Genomic DNA, 17996 nt, shown 5'->3' with positions numbered 1-17996 from the left:
ATATTATTAGGTGCTGGGAATAAACCTAACTCATTCAATATTATTAAAACTTTAATTTTATCAAATATTAAAAAATCTCAATACCTGAGAACAAAGAAGCTTGCATAGCAATTGCATGGATAGGTAGGCATAAATAGTGGAGTGATCACGTGAATAAAAGATATACATTTCTTTTCAGTAGCTTATTAGCAGTCGGTTTATTACAAGGGTGTGGAAGTGATTCCTCATCAGATCAGTCCAAAGATGATTCAAATATTGGTCAGCCACCGCAGTCGAATTTAATTGTTGATAATGACCCGACCAGTTGTAGCAAATTGGCGCAAGACGGTTCAAGTGTCGTGGTTGGATCTAACCAAAATGGTGATCCATCAGCCCCTGAAGCTGCATCGGGTTATAAGTTAGGTCATACCGTAAAATATGCAGATAAATATATGGTGGTGGCAAATACCCCACTCGCGGTAAAAGCAGGCTGTGATATTTTAAAAGCTGGCGGCAGTGCAGTTGATGCTGCTGTTGCCGTACAAGCTGTACTGGGTTTAGTTGAGCCGCAATCAAGTACCATTGCTGGTAGTGGTTTTATGATGTACTACGATGCCAAGACTAAAACCGTAACTGCTTATGATGGGCGGGAAACAGCACCTGCCGCAGCCAATGAATATTATTTAATTCGCCAAAATATAGATGATCCAAACTCACCTGCACCTGTACCAAGTGCACGTCGTAGTGGACGTTCTATAGGCGTGCCGGGCGTCATGCGTTTGTTGGAACAGGCACAGCAAGAACATGGCAAACTGAAATGGAATCAGCTTTTTGATGAGGCGATTCATTTGGCGGATAATGGTTTTCGTATTCCGGGGCGATTGGCCAGTGCCATTGAAAGTAATGCCAACAATCTAGCGCTTGATGCGAATGCGATGAAGACCTATTTCTATCCTGATGGTACACCTAGAAAAGTAGGTGAAACCATGACCAATCAGGACTATGCAAAAACGCTAGAAGCACTTGCAACTCAAGGAGCTGGGGCAATGTATAGTGGTCCGATGGCTAGGAATATTGTTGAAAAGGCTGGGCAGATGGTGGGAGATGATCCAGCACGTACACCAATGACACCAAGCTTGATGACGTTGCAGGATTTATCCGATTATCAAGTTAAAAAACGCCATCCCATTTGTACGACCTACCGTGACCGTTACTACATTTGTACGATGCCACCTCCATCTTCGGGCGGTATAGCTGTTGCTCAAACACTGGGTATTTTAGAAAGCTTTGATATGGCCCAATACCCACCTAAAAATCCAGAAAATGAAGGTGGAGTACCAGATGTAATGGGCGTGCATTTGGTGTCTGAGGCAGAGCGTTTGGCCTATGCCGACCGTGACAAATATGTGGCAGACACTGACTTTGTACCTTTACCTGCGCGTGGTATTGCAAGTTTGCTTGATAAAAACTATTTAAAACAACGTGCTGGCTTGATTAATCCAAATCAAAGTATGGGTGTGGCACAGGCAGGTGATTTCAATTCAGCTTTTGGTGTCGATAACACTGTTGACCATGGTACAACTCAGTTCACGATTGTGGATGCTTATGGCAATGTGGTTTCAATGACATCGACTGTTGAATCGAGTATGGGGTCTTTTCACATGGTGGATGGTTTCTTACTGTCGAATCAGTTGACTGACTTTAGTGCTAATCCTTATGACAGCACAGGGGCACTGGTTGCCAACCGTGTGGAAGGTGGTAAACGTCCTCGTAGTACGATGGCACCTACTTTAGTCTTTAAGGGTACCACGTCAGATGAGTTTTATATGGCAACGGGCTCACCTGGGGGCGGAACCATCATTCAATATGTGGTTAAAACTTTGGTTGCTGCACTGGACTGGAACTTAAATGCTCAGCAAGCAACTTCTTTGTTGAACTTTGGTGCAACCAATAGCCCAAATACCAATATTGACAGTTCGAATGACCAGCTCTCTTTGATTGAGCTGATCGAAGGTTTAAAAGCAAAAGGGCATAGTGTTGCGAATACTGCGCAAACGAGTGGTATTTCAACGATTATGAAAGTCAAAATTGATAAGCAAAGCAAATATGCTGGTGGGGCAGATCCACGCCGTGAAGGCATTGTTTTAGGTAATGGCGCTTTGTAGACTAAACTTAAAAAGCTGTCATTTTTGGCAGCTTTTTTTATGCAGGCCTTGAAAAAAACAAAAGCTACTCAATTATATAAATATGCCCATCAATGGCGGACTGTTGATAAAATGCGCAGTATTTTATTTTAGATATGCTATGATGTTGCTGTACTTAGGGGGTGTTTCTGGCTTCGACGCTGGTGATGAAACTTATAGATGCATGCCGAGAGCGCATTTTCTCTCGTAAATCAAATTTGCATTTTTTAGTCGCAAACGACGAAACTTACGCTCTAGCTGCCTAAGGGCAGCTTGTCCGCTTCACTGAATACTTGTGGTTAGTGAACCCGACTGTAGCGCACGCACACAAGTCCGTATAGAGCCAAGCCTCGGGGCTTTATACCAAACTAAGAGGATCGCGATTTGTACCCTGTTCGTCGGGTCACAAAGAGTTAAAATAGTAGACGATATCTAAGCATGTAGTATTCTCGAGTGTAGTGCTGGCGGACGCGGGTTCAACTCCCGCCATCTCCACCAAAATTCTCTATATAAAAAAGCCACTTATCATAAGTGGCTTTTTTATTGACAGGTTTTTGACAGGTTTAGTCTGTCTTTAATTTTCCCATCTCTATTTTGTTTTTATCGCCGTGCATCCACTTCGCATAGCGTTTCATCATCATTTGCAGACTATGGCCCATCTGGTTAGAAACAAACACCGGGTTAATTCCATCCATAAGCATCATAGTCGCATACGTGTGCCGAGCATTATAAGCAGGGCGATGACGAATACCGCATCCTCTCATTGCAGCAACAAGTCTGTTACGTGGTGGCTTCTCATTAAAAAATGGTTCACCAGTTTCAGGGCAAATCATCAAATATTTACTTCGAATATTTCTATCCATTTTATATTTGATTAATTCATTTGCAGCTTTCTCAGATCGTGGATTCAAATATACATCACGCGCCGTGTGAGTTTTTGTCACGTTCTTCTCAACGCCGCGTACTCGACTTTTATTGACTTTGAACATACCGCTAAAAAAATCAAAATCCGATTCTTTTAATGCAATCAGCTCTGAAGGGCGGCAACCACTCCAAAAAGCAAGTTCGTAGTACCAGTAATATAAAATCTCATCTCCTTTTAAATTCATTTTTAACCAGTCGAGAAGGGCATTCATTTCTTTTCTGCTGAATGGATCTGGAATATCAACTTGTACTTTCTTATTCCTAATACTTTCCAGTGGATTTTCATGAATGTATTTATTCTCCATTGCAGAATCAAAAACACCACGTAGTGGAATGAGGCAATTATTTAGGGTTTTCGCAGTTTGAAAGTCACGATCAATAATTGCTTCTTTTATGTCCTCTGTTGTAATTGAGTTGATTGGCTCTAAAGCAAAATAGCGCATCCAGTGATATTCAAGAATATTTAAATAACCTTTTTTGGTGTCCGCATTACTTTCACAAAATTTAAGGTATTTCTGGGCTACTTCCTGAAAAAGAATCCCTTCGTTGACAATGACTGAGTCATCATCAACGAATTGGCCTCGAGCCTCTGCAATATCACTATCAGTTAAAATACCCCATTCAGCTTTAGTCGCTAACTGATTTCTAATTTTAGCGGCTGCCGTGATACCCTCTGCACTTGGGGGGTGCGGTAGCGTGATGTTGTATTGTTTCTTTCTTCGCTCGAAGTAGATTTGGATTGCGCCGTTTCTGATCCGCACACCTGTTGGCATCGACTTTGTGCTTTTTGAGTCAGCCATTGATTGAAACCTTTAATCGAATAATAAATATTTCCATCCTGTTTAGTCCAAACAAGATCTTCTTGCCATCGTTTACGGCGGTGCGTTAGCTTTTCTTCATCAATACCAGTAAGAGCTGAAAACTGGTTGGCACTTACCCAGTCAAGCGGAACAAGGCCAAGACGAACGAGTAAATCAAAAAGTTCTTCATTCATGTTGTTGTACCTCACTTCTAGGTTTTGCCCACCATAAAAATGGACCGTCTTCACTATCATATGCGGCGATTAAGAAATACTCTGATGAAGGAGGTTGAGGTTTCCATTTGGACCAATCACAACCATCTTCTTCAGGTACTTCTGGAATATCCTCATACCAATGGCCTTCAAATTTCAATTTGATACCAGCATTACACTCTAGTGTGGCCAGTTCTTCTTTTGTATAACCACGTTCATCATGATCATTCCAACGTGGATCGACGAGTGATAAATCAGGGTGCGACCAATTATAAATATCATCTGGCAGTTCAACAGGTTTTAATTGCTTAATCATGATTTGCATCCCCTATTCTCTAATAGGCATTAAAACGCCATGTACTTCGTCATTTAGCTCAACGTAGGTTGGTTGATTGTGTGCGGTTGGAAAGAATTTCGGACAAAAAATCTTTAATGTTTTTGCGCATTTCATAAAGATATGAATGTAATCAAGATTCCAGTGAACAAATTCATTCGGTGCTTCCGCTGGTTTCTTAATGTCTACGCGAGCAATATCTGGAAACTTTCCATCAATTGGCTTGAATATTTCATAAACATCCTCTTTGTAGTCCATTAACCAAAAATCTTTATCGATTTGGCTGATTTTGATTTCGTCATGCATTGGCGACTTCCCTAATTTTTTGATTAAGGATTCAATAGCTATTCTTGGAATGATGACTTCCATGTCATGCACATCATCTGCATTGCAGATCAGTGCACAATGACCATTTGTAGCCGCAATTATTCCATCTTTGACTAAAACACCAGTGAGATAAAACCTAACATCATTTTTTGCTGCAAAAGGTAGAGCAGCTTGTAGATGGCTATACTTAACAGAAACCTGCTTTATAAATTCCATATCTAACTCCACTGAATGTTTGTTAAACCATCTATAAATTCTTTGCCATTCTTTAGCCATTGGTTTAAAAATGATAAATATTGATGCTGCATGGCTTTGTTCATCTGACCTTTGTAGTTCAGTTCTAATCGAGCTGATTTAGGTTTAATGAACTCAACTGTTAGTGCATTTCGCTTGGGCATGTAGCCATTTTTCTTTAACCATTCACGAAAAGCTATTTGCACTGCTACTGGTGGGCGTGATGCTTTTCTCATGTGGCCACCTGCTTCTCAAGTTCGGCTTTTTTAGCAACATGGGCAATCATAAGTTGGTGTGCTAATGTGCCATCAACTGCAACCATCTCTTTGATCTGTGCAAGATATGCATCAAGAGTATTTAGATCCGAAGCTTCCCTGATTTGTGTTACCAGTGGCTTTCCCAATTCCACCAGCCGTTTACTAATCGCCGTGATCAATGGCAATCGTTGTTCTACTGTCCAATCTAGCGTTTGTGATGCAGGTTCATTAGCTTCATCAACGGATTGAGCTTGCTGAACAATGTCAATAAGGTTGGTGAGTTTTTTCTCATACAAAAAATTAAAATGAAGTTCAGACCTTTTGGCACCAAGTTCGCTTAATAATTCCGCCTTCTGAATAGAATCCAAGTGACGATCATCACCAATATCCCTATCTATACCTACGATAGTTACAAGGCTATTCGCCTCTGCAATTCTAGTTCCATACCGATTATGCGTATCAATGGATAAACTTTTCATTTCATCAGACGTTGGTATTGATGATAATTTCACTAAAGCTTGACGCTTATTTTGGAGTGAAAATTGATATTGATCTTTTTGTTCTAGCGTGAGGGTTTCTTCTAGAACATCTAAATCTATTAGGGTGTTTGTTAAATCAATTCGATCCACAATATTGATCGATGAATTTTGATTGCTGTCAATAAGATCTAACTGGTTTAGCTCTTCTTTTTGGGCTTCAATCTCTACTATCAAGAAATCATAAGCTCCAGCGGAAGCAGGATATTCAGTTTGGGTTTGCTTAATTTCTTCTGAGATAACAGTTAATTCATCCACGGTCTTAGCAGCTAATATCTGTTCTAAGAACTCAGATGTAAGTGGGGCTTTTTTAAACTTAGGCTGAGCATTTGTATCTTTAGTTTCGCTGTTGCTATAAATCGATTCTAAACGTTGTTCACCGCGCTCATTCAAAGATTGGACTTGCTCACGATCCAAGCGATTATCTGCACTTAACGTATAGCGAACCTGCATTACATCATCTACAGTCATACATTTATCAAGCTGAGAAATATAATCTTGGACTATGGCTGTTGTATTTTCCATGGTTTGCTGCTCATCCAGCGGTTCATTTTCGGGTACTTGTTGTTCGGATTCAACAACTGTGGTCTCAGTAGCTTTTTTCTTACGTCCACCACGTTTTTTGGTTTCAGGTTTTGGTGATTCGCCATCAACCACGAAAAAATCGTAGTCCACCACAGTTGGCTCATCTGAAGTAATACCCAACAAAGATCTAAACGCTTTAATCTGAATAACGGCGTTTTCTTCATCACGTTGAACAGATCCGTTATTGACACCTGAAATCAACATTTCATTTTCAGGATTAAATGTCCCTTTTAAAATTGTTCCACTTGCACCGATATAAAAAATGTCTTGTCCTGGTGAAAGCTCTTCAAGGGTGAATGGTTTTGAAAATTCAAAATCACCGAGCGTTATAGTGTCGATCTGAATAGCAAAAACATAATGAGGATCGAACCAAGTTTCAGCTGACACGTTGCCAAGATCTTCAAAGAACTCAGACTCTGCATGACGACACACAACATTTTTACCAGCTTGTTTTGCTGCAAAGGCTTCTTGTACCGATAGTAATGTATGCATTTTTATTGTCCTTCTTTGATATATGCAACTAAGGCTGAATTGATTGCCTGGTGATCTTGGCGATTTGTAAAGTCGTTGTAGCCTTTACCATTCACATCAGTGATTTCACCAATCTCCAAGCTTGAGATCGACACTGGATCCGTATCAAATGAGAATTTAACGGGTATATAGAATCCGCCAAGCTTGAGAAGGGCATTACTAGAAGTGGGTAAGATGTGTGCGCCAACAACTTCAAATTCGCTGGCAAAAATGAAATCGTTTGTTGGGATAGGTGCTGGATTTGCTGTGGCCTTATTGTTGTAAACAAGCAGAGCAAATACGATTGCTATTGTTGCTGCAAACCATACGCACACTGCACCAACAGTGAAACGGAAAGCTGGATTGCTTATAATTGGAGTTTGTTCCATAATTTACCTCATGTAACGTTTTACGTTGTTGTGAAAAGCCCCATTCGCCGTCGGAAGTGAGAGGGGCTTTTTGCTGTTCATGAGAAAATAGTAAGCTAACTTACCTTTATGGTCAAGTGTTTTGGTAACTAAAATTACTTTATTTTTTTGAAGGCTTACTTTTTATGTTTTAATAGACAAAAGAAAACTCATCACAGAGGTGATATGAAAAAAGCATGTATCAGCAGTGTTATCGTGAATCCTAGTATCAGAGGTGGTATTTACATTGAAGTAAAATGTGCATCTGATACTTTCTTCCTCGACATAGGAAATATGTATTTAGAGTTTAAAAGGGTAAACCAAGATACGTTCCAATTAACAGGATCGCACTCGGCAGGCTATCCAGACTTGCATCCAATAATTTCGTGGAAAGGTGTTTTATGGACTCGGCAGGCAGCTCTTGAAGCGCATCAATCATTGACTGCTTATATTCAGGGGCTAAATCTGATTGGTTGATTCGACTTTCTAGGATTGCCTTTAATGTGTTAGCTTCAAATTTTACCGTTACGACATTTAAAATAGCGGATAGACCGCCGTCATCCGCTAAAAAGTCCAATCCTTTAGCTGTAATTGTAATGAATTCTATGAAGTGGATGCCGTCCAAGCTAACTGAATATGAATTTGGTTTAATAAGCCCATGTTCCTCTAAATATCGAAGATTGGAATAAAACTTAATATCAGATGTATCCATAGTTAATGGTAAGCGATTCTCATCAAGCTCTGATGGGTGTGCCTCAGCAGCTAAAGTAAGAATGATGTTCTGTAATTCTCTATCTAAATGCATTTCTTCACTATTTTAAATTTAGCTGTTTCGGGTTCAAAGTTTAGTAGCTATTCGGGTGTTCTTGCTTATGTTGGCTTGGTGGCACGATATCCGTAATCGCAGTTATGCTTTCTACCTCATCCATATCAAAAGTGAGCTTTTCACCACCATTCACAGCAAGTAGATTCAATACATTGTTATGTATGCCAATAAACTCCTTAAGCGTACATCTCCCATCTTTTAGGCACACTTGAACAAACTCAGTCGGTGTTGGCTCTGCATCTGGATCGCAAACTACATACCAACCATTGCGGATTGCTGGATACATTGAATCACCAGTACCTTTGATTCCATAAGCTCTCTCACCAGCAGAATGAGTAGGGATGTATCCATCACCACCATTGCCTTCATAACCCATATCTGAGAAATAACCATCCATCCCCATCTTGCCATACGCTTTTACAGGGACCCATCTTTTTGAAATAACGAATGGTTTTTCAATGGTATTTGAAAATAGAACAGCATCCTCACTGTCAGGAATGTTGTACTGCTTCTTAAAAGCTTCGATATCAAGCTTTTTAAACTGAGAGGTATTGTTTTCCAGTTGACTAATAACAACCTCTGATTTTTTTCCAGAGAGCAGCCACTCTGGAGTTGTGTCCAATGCCTTGGCAAGCGCAAGAAGACTTTCATGTTTAGGGGTGTTTTCATCCTTCTCCCAATAAATTACAGAAGTTTTAGACACGCCAACTAAATCAGCTAGTTGTTGTTGCGTTAGTTTTTTTACTTTGCGCAATTGTTTTAGTCGAGTACCAAGAGTTTCCATCACAAAACACCTTTGAGATATGTAAGTAATCTTACCAATTGACAAGGTAAGTTTAATGCTATTTAATAAGGTAAGTTAAATTACTAAATGAGTAACTTAGATGACTAAATCTGATGCTTTAACCCTGCTGAACTGCACGGTTACTCAGTTAGCAGAAAAACTAGGTATTTCACATAACGCTATTAGCCAATGGGACGAGTCAAAAATTCCATTGGCAAGAGAGTACCAAATTCGTGATTTAGCTAGTGGTAAAGAACCATTAAAGAGAAATACGGCAACGGTATAAGGGCAATTAAATGAGTCTTGAAAAGAAATCTACACATGTGCGGTTATCTCCTGAGAACCATGAGCGAGCAAAAGTTCTTGCTGAAATCAAAGGTAAAGACCTTGCTCAATATCTTGCGTATTTACTTGAGAAGGAAATAGCAGGTGAGTGGCATGTTCTTAATTTACAAGCAAAATCATTTGAGCGCTTGGGATTAGGAGCTTTGATGAGGGATTTATCTACAGAGGTGATTTTCGCCGAGGGATCGGAAGGAATTCATCGGGATTCAGACATTAAAAAAGCCTGATATCTGACATCAGGCTTAGGTATTCATAAAACTAGAGGGTTTCAATGAACATGATTAATTTAACAGAACATCCATGCAGTAACAAGTGCAGTGAATTTAAAGAAGAACAGTGCACACATTGTTTAATCATGGGTGATGATCAATACATCGAAAATCATATTTCACCAAACTGCAAAATTGTCTCAAATGACGAAAGCATTTTTTATAACCGTGCAATGAATGCACAACGGGAGGTTTCATGACGAATTTCCCAGCAGGTACAACACATTTGGAAAATGACGGCACGTTCTGGAAGTGTGAAAAAAATATGTGGTCGCACTGGAACGAGAATTTTAAAAAATGGTGTCCATACGTTGGATTGGTAAATAAGAATTTTATTGATGTGCGTATGCCATTGGTTGGTGAAGTATGAGATATGGATCAGTTTGTTCAGGTATTGAAGCTGCGACTGTTGCTTGGCACATGTTGGGTTTTGAACCAGCTTGGTTTGCAGAGATCGAGGAAGCACCTAGTCTAATTTTAGATCACCACTATCCCGAAGTACCGAATTTAGGCGATATGACATTAATTCGTGGAATGGTACGCCGTGGTGAAGTTGAAGCACCTGATGTTTTGTTTGGTGGAACTCCATGCCAAGCATACTCAGTTGCTGGTCTGCGTAAATCACTTGATGATGAGCGCGGACAATTAACACTTGAATATGTGAGGTTATTAGATGCAATTGATGATACCAGATCTTTACATGGCAAAAAGCCATGTATTGCAGTCTGGGAAAACGTGCCAGGAGTCCTCAACACAAAAGATAACGCTTTCGGCTGCTTCTTGGGAGACCTTGCAGGTTCGGGGTGTGAATTGCAGCCGTCAGGGCGAAAGTGGCCAAACGCTGGTTGTGTGTTTGGACCATCTAGACAAGTTGCTTGGAGAGTCCTTGATGCTAAATATTTCGGACTCGCCCAACGACGCAAAAGAGTGTTTGTTATCGCAAGTGCTCGAGCAGAAAGTATCGGAGAAATACTTTTTGAGCGAAAAAGCGTGCACAGGGATTCTACGCCGTGCAGCAGCAAGGGGCAAAGTGTTGCCGCCTATCGTTCAGCACACGCTTCAAGAGCAAGCCAAACTATCAGCGGGAAAAATTACACTCCACCCATTTTAGCCTCGCATGGAGAAAAGAAGTGGTTAGGTAATCAGGAAGCTTTTTGCGGTGATTACTATATTAAACATGCGATTGGTGTAGGTGGTGACAATGCGAATGTCTCTGTCTCTGAAGAACTGTGCCCGACACTCTTAGCAAATCACAGTAGAGCATATGTTATTAAGACCTATGGCATTCAAGGAACTCTGATTAATCGTACAGAGAAATCAGGTCCAGAGGGATTAGGTTTTAAAGAGGAATTATCTTACACACTAACATCAACCCAAAAAAATGCAGTTTTATATTGCGGCACCAAAAATGATGCTTTACGTGATCTATCTGAAGATATTGCACCAACTCTTAGAACTGGTGGAAAAGGCGGAGGACCCATACAACAAGCTATATTTTACTTTATCCCACCTTATATCTTCTGTTTAGCGCGCTACCTCACAGAAATTGAATGTGAGCGTCTGCAAGGCTTTCCAGATAACTACACCAGAGTGCCAAAAGTTGCCATGGGTAAACGATATAAAACGCTAGGAAACAGTATGGCTGTCAATGTTATGCATTGGATAGGTAAACGACTCCGCACTTATTTGTTGGGGGAGCTTGTATGAGCAAATTTACGCCTAATTCATTCCAGATCACGAATGCATTTGTTGATGAAGCAATGGATAAAATTAGTGATGCGTCAGTTAAAATCTATTTGCTGATAGTGCGCAAAACACGTGGCTGGGGTAAAGACTTCGATTCTTTGTCTCTATCTCAATTAGAGGGCTTATCAGGCAAGAGTAGACCAACAGTTGTTAAGTGTCTGAATGAGCTTGTCAAAGTAGGGCTAGTCAAGAAGCATCCGCCGTCAGTGTATGGCAACGTTTATTCATTGATAGAAAATTACAACATTGGTGAAAGAATTAGCTTTGCTAGTAAAAAATCTTTACTAGTGCGGAATTTTCACCCTGTAAATAAAGACTTACAGATACTGCTAGTTAAAAATTTTAACTACCCATTAAATGGTAAAAAACAGGTTAAAAACTCTAAGGATTTGCCTAAAAATCGTACTAAAGTGGCTACCAATATCCCACGTGATTTTAAGGATGGGTGGTTAATTAATTTTACTAGTAAAAAATCTTTACTAGTAAAAAGTTTTTACCCTGCTAGTAAAAATATTTTACCTTTGCTAGTAAAAATTTTTAACACACAAAAGACACTATCAAAAAACACTAATCAAACTAACAGCGCGCTTGAGGAAAAATACGAAATCTTTTGGACTGAATACCCAAAGTGCAAACGCAAGATTCGTAAATCAGAAACTTTTGCAGCGTTCAAAAAACATGCAAAACATTTTGACGTGTTGATTTCAATTTTAAAACTTCAAAAAAATTCTGATGATTGGATCAAAAACGATGGTCAATTCATACCAGCACCGCAGTCTTGGTTGAATCAAAAATTATGGGAAGTGGATTACTGGCTTGAGCAACTAAACCAAAAATCTACATCGGTGGTGATACCAGCACAAGTTCAGCAGGAACAATCTCAAGTTCGCTTCAAACCTGAACCAATGCGTTTTGGACAAGGGTTGGTGTAATTATGAAATCAATCGAAACCTTACTTGATGACCGCTTGAAGAACCATCAGTACGAAATCGCCGTTCTTGCAACACTGATGACTTACACGAACGCTTGCAATGATTTCATTGGTCAAATGACTGATGATCTTTTTACGATCCATACGCATCAAGTAATTTTCAATGGTATGAAAAAACTTTATGAAGCTGGATCAGCAGTTGATTGCGTTACGCTCTTAGGTGGCATTCAATCATTGGGTGAATCCGCATCAGGTATTAATGAAAAATATTTGCTAGATTTTTTGTCTAATGCACCCATTTCCCAATTAACGAATTTTCCAGATTATTTAAAACATTTGCAGGATCTGAAAGCTCGCCGTGATTTACGTGATGCCGCAGAGAAAACAAAATTCTTGGCGAATGATCTAAGTAATGGATCTGCTGATGATGCGATCGCAAAGGCAACTAGTTTGCTTGGTGGCATTGGTACTGGGAATGATGCTGATAGTGTTGAACACATTGTCCATTCTGCAATCAATGTATTTAGTGAAATTGCAAAGATACAAGAAGAAAAGGAAAAGGGTACATACAAGGTTCGTGGTGTAACAACAGGCTTTTTCGGTCTAGATTCAAAATTAAATGAAGTCGCACCAGGTGATTTGATAATTATCGCTGCACGACCATCAATGGGTAAAACTGCATTTGCTCAAAATATCGCTGCACACATCTCAACTAATTTAGCTAAGCCTGTTTTGTTTGAATCATGCGAAATGAAGAAAGAAAAAATCGCACGGCGTTTCATGGCTGCAATGGGTAACGTTGAATTGAGTCGCCTACAGTCTGCTGATATTCGTCCTGAAGATTGGCAGGGGTTGCAACAAGCAACAATGATTTTAGAGAAAGCCCCAATTCAAATGCACGACGGTAATGTCACATTATTTGATATTCGCCGTCATGCACGTCAGACCAAAAAACAACATGGATCTATTGGCGCAATCTTTGTTGATTATCTACAACTGATTAAAACTCCAAATTTACCATCAAGCGCATCTGAGAATGATCGATTAACCCATGTGTCGAACGGTTTAAAAGGCATTGCGATGGAGTTTGATTGTCCTGTATTCGCATTGTCACAGTTAAGCCGTGATGTTGAGAAACGTCCTAATAAACGCCCTGTTATGTCTGACCTACGTGGATCTGGTGCAATCGAGCAAGATGCAGATGTGATTTTGTTTTTATACAGAGATGAATACTACAACCAAGACAAATCTAAATTTTTGGGCTTACTTGAAGTAAATGCCGCTAAGTGTCGTGACGGCGCAGTGGGTAAAACCTTCCTTTGTTCTGAACTTGAATATAGCCGTTTTTCCAATGTAGCGAGTCACCAGTTAGAAAGCCTTGAAAATATGGGGGATGCAGCGTGATCGAGCATGATGTTTCAAAGTCGATTAATAAAGTTCTGTTATTTGTTTTGGTGATGTTGTTTTGTGTGGCAGTGAGAGGGTGTGGTGCATGAGTAAAAATCTAAAGAAGAGAAAATGTGGTTCTTGCGGCGGTTACTGTGGTGGACGGAAAGGCAGTTGCAAGTTTGTTTCCAATGAAGAAAAAAATCGCGCTGATCAAATCTGGTCAATGTTGGTGGGTGGTAAAGGAGGACAATGTTAATGAAAGCAGTAGATTTAATTAAAAATCACGACCTAGATTACGCCGTCAATATTATTAATTCTGCACCATCTAATGCTACTGAATGGAATGATGGTTTTGAGTTTAAGTGTGGTCAAAATGCTGTATCGATTAGTCCAGAGGATCGGGAAAAGTATTTTGTTGATCTGATTGAGCTTAGACGTGTAGTTGAGTCATTAAGTACAATCAATGAACTTGATGGGATTGATTGTGCCAGAACTGAATTTAAAACTATGTTTTTTGAAGATGAGCCTTATCGCATCAAAGCAAGCGGTAGAAATATTTGCAAGGATGATTTGTGGCAGTCAATTCAGGATTGGGAGTCAGTATATGGGTGATCTAATTATAGGCATAGATCCTGATCTTGATAAATCAGGTGTGGCGTTAAAAGGTTCTCAAGGACTAGCTTTATATAATCTGACATTTGTTGAGTTAAAAAACCTAATTGAAAAAGAGTACGCCGTAATCAAGAAAGTTGTTGTTGAAGCAGGTTGGTTAAATGAGAAGGCAAATTTTCATTACAGACCAAAGCAAACAAAGTCAGCTGGTGAGCGTATTGCAAAGAATGTAGGGGAGAATCACGCAACAGGTAAATTAATCACCCAGCTTATAGAAAGCATGGGTATTCCAGTTCAATTAGTTAAACCAACTAGATCAAAACTTTCTTCAGACGATTTTAAACGCATTACAGGATGGCCTCAACGATCTAACCAAGAACAACGTGATGCAGCTATGTTGATATGGGGAATGTGATGGATAAATTCGGGTTTTGGATTTTCGCTAGTGTGGCTCTTATTTGCTACACAGTTTTAAAAATGAACGGTTTAGAATTTTAAAGGTGACGGCATGATTTCAGCAGCAGCAATTGAAAAATTCAAAGAGTTTGAATGGTTGACTAGTGGTCTAACTGCGAGTTCACCTAATTTATCGCCGTCCGTTCGTGGCACTGGTGAGAGGCCATTAGATTATCAGGATCGTTTAGGTGCCATCGCAGCAATGGATACTCAGCTAGCGAAGTCGGTAACAGCCCTGATTATTTATAACGGTAATTCTAAAGACGATTATGAGTATGTCCGTGATCACCTTGCCAATATCATGATTAAAAATGCATTACATGATAAGAAGAGGGAGCCAGAAGGTGTGGCTATATATCATCTAGCATGGCTTATTGCCCGAATGATTTTAGATTTTGCGCTTGATCCGTCGTTAGAAGAAGATTACACAAACAAAGGTCGCTTATCCTATGCTGGTCTTAAATCACATCAAATGTCTGTTAATGCATACCGTCAAACGTGGAAGCCATATGAAAACCTTATGTCTATGGCTATTGAGTCAGCCATTGATGAAGCAGGCAAGGCTATCAATAAGTATAAAAATGATACTTACAAAGAAGTGTGGAAAAACTAATAGCATTTATCTGCTGACTCAGGTACAGTATTTATATACTGGTCGTATTACGGTTGAACCGAGACCAACGAATTAAAGCTCCTCATATGAGGGGCTTTTTTTATGTCTGGAGAAAAGCTATGAAAGAACGTTAGCCTTTATAGGTAACTTGGATTTGTGACGCTTTTTTATATTAGGAAAGCTATTCGCGCAAACGGTGGGATGCAGAAACCAGCCGTATAAATCGGTTTGAATCCAACATGATTTCGTCACATGTTGAGTTAGCCTCAGAGCCATAAGTTGTGGGTGACACCCCGACCAATGAGAGCGAAAAATATAAGGTCTATTCAATAGCTAACTTTGATTAGGCATTTGTGTTGAGTAGCGGTAGGCCACAGTACCGTAATCCATCTGTGGCAATCCAGTTTCTATTTATACCTTGCCATTGGTTGGGTTTAGTATTTCCTGTAATAGGTGCCTAATGTCAGAAAATGAAAATACAGTGAATAGCGAGAGCATTCATTTTGATCCGAACGGCGTAATGGTTACGCATAATATTTGGCTGGAAACTCCAACAGAAACAGTTGAACTTACTCCTGGTCATTTCTATGACGTTTTTGCAGGTAGTGAAACGCTACCAATTCAATTCCAGTTAGGACCAGTCAAAGAGCACGGCGTTAATGGTATTACCAATGAAGCATTGCTTGCTGTCCTGATCCACCGCACCACAATCTTAGACGACAGCATTCCATGTGATGAAAACAAACAAGCCATTACACATATGGGAAATGCTTTAGCTTTATTCAACAAGCGAACAGCAGATCGTCAGCGCTGTGGCGTGGAAGGTTTAAATAAAGCTTAACAATACTCAATTTAGCCGAACGTATTACGGCGCATGAGGACTCACCAGATACTAGATATTGGTGAGTCCTTTTCTTTTATATCTATATGAGGATTGATCAATGAAGTTTGTCAATTGTCAGGGCTGTGAACAGCGGAGAGAGTGGTTGCATGAGCAAGCAAGAAAATCAAGCGAATCTATCAAGCGAGCAATCAATGCTCTCACTGGTGCTGGAACAAAACAATCAGATCCTGAACCAACACCAACAGTTGCTGCAAAACCAAAACGATCTGATCGGAACAATCAAAACGTTAGTACAGATTAATGTTAACCAGTCTGCCCATATTCAGGAATTGATCTGCTTAATCACTGATGAACCTGATGACGATAAACAGCCTGATTCTTTGGATGATTAGTCATGTCGAGACCATGCAGACAATATGGTTGCCCCAACATAGTGAAGTCAAGAAGCCAGCATGGCTACTGTGATGACCATGCCGACCAACGCAGTAATTGGAATAAGCGGCCACAGCGCTCAGGTTCAACGACAGAGCGCGGATACGGACATGCATGGCGATTGTTGCGAGAGAAAGTATTGCAGCGTGATGGTTATCTATGTGTTAAGCATTATGCAAAAGGTGAGATTGTTGAAGCCACTGATGTCGATCATATCGTTTCTAAAGAGAACGGCGGCACAGATGATCTAGACAACCTACAGTCGTTATGTGCGCCGTGTCACCAAGAGAAGACTGCGAAAGAGGATAGTAAGACATGAAATGTATCACCATCGAACATACAGTTGATGCGTTTGAGGTTAAAAGATTATTGGATTTGGCTAAAAGCAATTGGTCTAGTCTGCCTACATGGTTTAAGCAAAAGCATCAACAAGACAAGATATTAATTGGCGCAAACAAACTTCAAGTCGAGACAGAAGACTATAACGAAGAAGCTAATATTGACGATATGGTTTACGTGAAACCTAATGGACATCTTGGAGTTATGCCCAAGAATAAATTCTTTGAACTTTATAAAGATGCATTTGAATCTTAGTTCTTAGATGTTCTGGACTACCTGTCGAGTACCGATTGCAATAAGGGAAAGAGCCACGCCTCGAGTGAGCCATGATCGCCGTGATAGTTCGGTTTGCAACTAAGCCTGTCAAGAAATTGATGGGCTTTTTTATATCTCCAAAATGCACAAGAACGGTGCAAAAATCGCCGTGATGGGAGGGGGGAGGTAAAAAGTTCAGGCCTCCGCCGTAAATGACCGCCCCCCTAGTCACATCTTTACGTGCGCGAAATTAAAAATTCAGGGTATTGACAAATGAGTGGAATTGCATCTGTTCCTGGGCGAGGTAGAAAGCCCAAACCGCAAGAGACCAAACAGGCATCTGGGAACAAAGGTAAGCGACTGCTCAATAATAATGCGCCTGAGTTTTCTGAAGTTACAGATATCGAGGTTCCTGAGTACATCACTCCAATGGAGCATGCAGCCATGATGTGGCGTTCGGTGATTCCGGAGTTACTGAAAAACAAAGTGCTTCGGATTACTGATATGCACAATGTTGAAGCTTTCTGTATTGCTTACCACAACTGGCGTTCAGCCCAAAAAGAAGTAGCTTTGTTCGGGGTTACGATGACAAATGATCAAGGTGGCGTTATAAAAAATCCGGCTTTAACAGTGCTAAACGAAGCATCAAAACAGATGGTTACTTTCGGTTCATTGCTGGGTTTGGATCCGTCATCTCGTAGCCGTTTAACTGGTGGAAATGGCAAACCAAAAGATAACCCGTTTGCAAAGGTATTGAATATGTGACGAGGCCGAAATGACAGCTTTCCCAAACGTTGACATAGCAAACAAGTGGGCAAAGCAAGTTGTTTCAGGAAAAATACCTACGTGCAAATGGGTAAAACTGGC

General features: G+C 40.2%; 25 protein-coding genes and 1 other RNA gene. 18 read left to right on the top strand and 8 right to left on the bottom strand.

The genetic code is table 11. The features are described from left to right. Positions 1-149 precede the first annotated feature (149 nt). Both ggt and ssrA read left to right on the top strand, forming a co-directional pair. Positions 150-2144 carry a gamma-glutamyltransferase gene (ggt, locus tag MMO38_RS13945; protein ID WP_241323927.1) on the top strand — a complete coding sequence of 665 codons (1995 nt, stop codon included), beginning with the start codon at positions 150-152 and terminating at the stop codon, positions 2142-2144. A 157-nt stretch (positions 2145-2301) separates the two neighbouring features. Continuing rightward, positions 2302-2660, top strand: a transfer-messenger RNA (tmRNA) gene (ssrA, locus tag MMO38_RS13940). A 65-nt stretch (positions 2661-2725) separates the two neighbouring features. Here ssrA and MMO38_RS13935 read toward each other — a convergent pair. The 8 genes from MMO38_RS13935 to MMO38_RS13900 form a co-directional block, all read right to left on the bottom strand. Next, positions 2726-3886, bottom strand: a complete 1161-nt coding sequence (locus MMO38_RS13935; protein ID WP_241323926.1) for a site-specific integrase — start codon at positions 3884-3886, stop codon at positions 2726-2728. A gap of 186 nt (positions 3887-4072) precedes the next feature. Continuing rightward, positions 4073-4423 carry a hypothetical protein gene (locus tag MMO38_RS13930; RefSeq protein WP_347006052.1) on the bottom strand — a complete coding sequence of 117 codons (351 nt, stop codon included), beginning with the start codon at positions 4421-4423 and terminating at the stop codon, positions 4073-4075. Between the two features lie 3 nt (positions 4424-4426). Continuing rightward, complete coding sequence (locus MMO38_RS13925) at positions 4427-4975, bottom strand: hypothetical protein (RefSeq protein ID WP_241323925.1); 549 nt, start codon at positions 4973-4975, stop codon at positions 4427-4429. A gap of 2 nt (positions 4976-4977) precedes the next feature. Then, positions 4978-5229, bottom strand: a complete 252-nt coding sequence (locus MMO38_RS13920; RefSeq protein WP_241323924.1) for a hypothetical protein — start codon at positions 5227-5229, stop codon at positions 4978-4980. Beyond that, on the bottom strand, positions 5226-6863 hold the full coding sequence (locus MMO38_RS13915; RefSeq protein ID WP_241323923.1) for a hypothetical protein: 1638 nt from the start codon (positions 6861-6863) through the stop codon (positions 5226-5228). The genes MMO38_RS13920 and MMO38_RS13915 overlap by 4 nt, the downstream gene beginning before the upstream one ends. A 2-nt stretch (positions 6864-6865) precedes the next feature. Then, entirely contained in the window at positions 6866-7270 is a 405-nt protein-coding gene (locus MMO38_RS13910) for a hypothetical protein (RefSeq protein WP_241323922.1), read from the bottom strand. A 325-nt stretch (positions 7271-7595) separates the two neighbouring features. Continuing rightward, the gene (locus MMO38_RS13905; RefSeq protein ID WP_241323921.1) at positions 7596-8093 is read right to left on the bottom strand and encodes a hypothetical protein; all 498 of its coding nucleotides are present in this window, start codon (positions 8091-8093) and stop codon (positions 7596-7598) included. Between the two features lie 40 nt (positions 8094-8133). Continuing rightward, a complete protein-coding gene (locus MMO38_RS13900; protein WP_241323920.1) occupies positions 8134-8898 on the bottom strand; it encodes a helix-turn-helix domain-containing protein in 765 nt (254 codons plus the stop codon). 100 nt (positions 8899-8998) lie between these two features. Between MMO38_RS13900 and MMO38_RS13895 the strand changes: the two genes are divergently transcribed. The 16 genes from MMO38_RS13895 to MMO38_RS13820 all read left to right on the top strand — a co-directional run bounded on the left by MMO38_RS13895 (position 8999) and on the right by MMO38_RS13820 (position 17894). Continuing rightward, entirely contained in the window at positions 8999-9184 is a 186-nt protein-coding gene (locus tag MMO38_RS13895; RefSeq protein ID WP_241323919.1) for a Cro/CI family transcriptional regulator, read from the top strand. A 10-nt stretch (positions 9185-9194) separates the two neighbouring features. After that, positions 9195-9470: a hypothetical protein gene (locus MMO38_RS13890; protein WP_241323918.1), complete on the top strand. Its 276-nt coding sequence runs from the start codon at positions 9195-9197 to the stop codon at positions 9468-9470. A gap of 50 nt (positions 9471-9520) precedes the next feature. After that, positions 9521-9712 (top strand): hypothetical protein, encoded by a 192-nt coding sequence (locus MMO38_RS13885; protein WP_241323951.1) that lies wholly within the window; start codon positions 9521-9523, stop codon positions 9710-9712. Further along, complete coding sequence (locus MMO38_RS13880) at positions 9709-9882, top strand: hypothetical protein (protein ID WP_241323917.1); 174 nt, start codon at positions 9709-9711, stop codon at positions 9880-9882. Before MMO38_RS13885 ends, MMO38_RS13880 begins: the two co-directional genes overlap by 4 nt. Then, positions 9879-11219 (top strand): DNA cytosine methyltransferase, encoded by a 1341-nt coding sequence (locus MMO38_RS13875; protein WP_241323916.1) that lies wholly within the window; start codon positions 9879-9881, stop codon positions 11217-11219. Before MMO38_RS13880 ends, MMO38_RS13875 begins: the two co-directional genes overlap by 4 nt. Beyond that, positions 11216-12190 (top strand): replication protein, encoded by a 975-nt coding sequence (locus MMO38_RS13870; RefSeq protein WP_241323915.1) that lies wholly within the window; start codon positions 11216-11218, stop codon positions 12188-12190. Before MMO38_RS13875 ends, MMO38_RS13870 begins: the two co-directional genes overlap by 4 nt. Before the next feature lie 2 nt (positions 12191-12192). Continuing rightward, on the top strand, positions 12193-13593 hold the full coding sequence (locus MMO38_RS13865) for a replicative DNA helicase (RefSeq protein ID WP_121930755.1): 1401 nt from the start codon (positions 12193-12195) through the stop codon (positions 13591-13593). An 88-nt stretch (positions 13594-13681) separates the two neighbouring features. After that, entirely contained in the window at positions 13682-13834 is a 153-nt protein-coding gene (locus tag MMO38_RS13860; RefSeq protein WP_241323914.1) for a hypothetical protein, read from the top strand. Beyond that, a complete protein-coding gene (locus MMO38_RS13855) occupies positions 13834-14190 on the top strand; it encodes a hypothetical protein (RefSeq protein WP_241323913.1) in 357 nt (118 codons plus the stop codon). The genes MMO38_RS13860 and MMO38_RS13855 overlap by 1 nt, the downstream gene beginning before the upstream one ends. Next, positions 14183-14605: a hypothetical protein gene (locus MMO38_RS13850; RefSeq protein ID WP_241323912.1), complete on the top strand. Its 423-nt coding sequence runs from the start codon at positions 14183-14185 to the stop codon at positions 14603-14605. The genes MMO38_RS13855 and MMO38_RS13850 overlap by 8 nt, the downstream gene beginning before the upstream one ends. Before the next feature lie 96 nt (positions 14606-14701). Then, a complete protein-coding gene (locus tag MMO38_RS13845) occupies positions 14702-15259 on the top strand; it encodes a hypothetical protein (RefSeq protein WP_241323950.1) in 558 nt (185 codons plus the stop codon). Between the two features lie 460 nt (positions 15260-15719). Further along, complete coding sequence (locus MMO38_RS13840; RefSeq protein WP_241323911.1) at positions 15720-16100, top strand: hypothetical protein; 381 nt, start codon at positions 15720-15722, stop codon at positions 16098-16100. A 149-nt stretch (positions 16101-16249) separates the two neighbouring features. After that, positions 16250-16495, top strand: coding sequence for a hypothetical protein (locus MMO38_RS13835; protein WP_171407486.1), 246 nt, complete (start codon positions 16250-16252; stop codon positions 16493-16495). 2 nt (positions 16496-16497) lie between these two features. Beyond that, complete coding sequence (locus tag MMO38_RS13830; RefSeq protein ID WP_241323910.1) at positions 16498-16854, top strand: HNH endonuclease; 357 nt, start codon at positions 16498-16500, stop codon at positions 16852-16854. Continuing rightward, positions 16851-17129: a hypothetical protein gene (locus MMO38_RS13825; RefSeq protein ID WP_241323909.1), complete on the top strand. Its 279-nt coding sequence runs from the start codon at positions 16851-16853 to the stop codon at positions 17127-17129. The genes MMO38_RS13830 and MMO38_RS13825 overlap by 4 nt, the downstream gene beginning before the upstream one ends. A gap of 273 nt (positions 17130-17402) precedes the next feature. Continuing rightward, positions 17403-17894, top strand: a complete 492-nt coding sequence (locus MMO38_RS13820) for a phage terminase small subunit P27 family (RefSeq protein ID WP_121928316.1) — start codon at positions 17403-17405, stop codon at positions 17892-17894. The last annotated feature ends 102 nt before the right edge of the window (positions 17895-17996 follow it).

The organism is Acinetobacter sp. NIPH 1852, assembly GCF_022549455.1.
Lineage (GTDB): Bacteria > Pseudomonadota > Gammaproteobacteria > Pseudomonadales > Moraxellaceae > Acinetobacter.
This window is presented reverse-complemented; position numbering and strand designations above follow the sequence as displayed.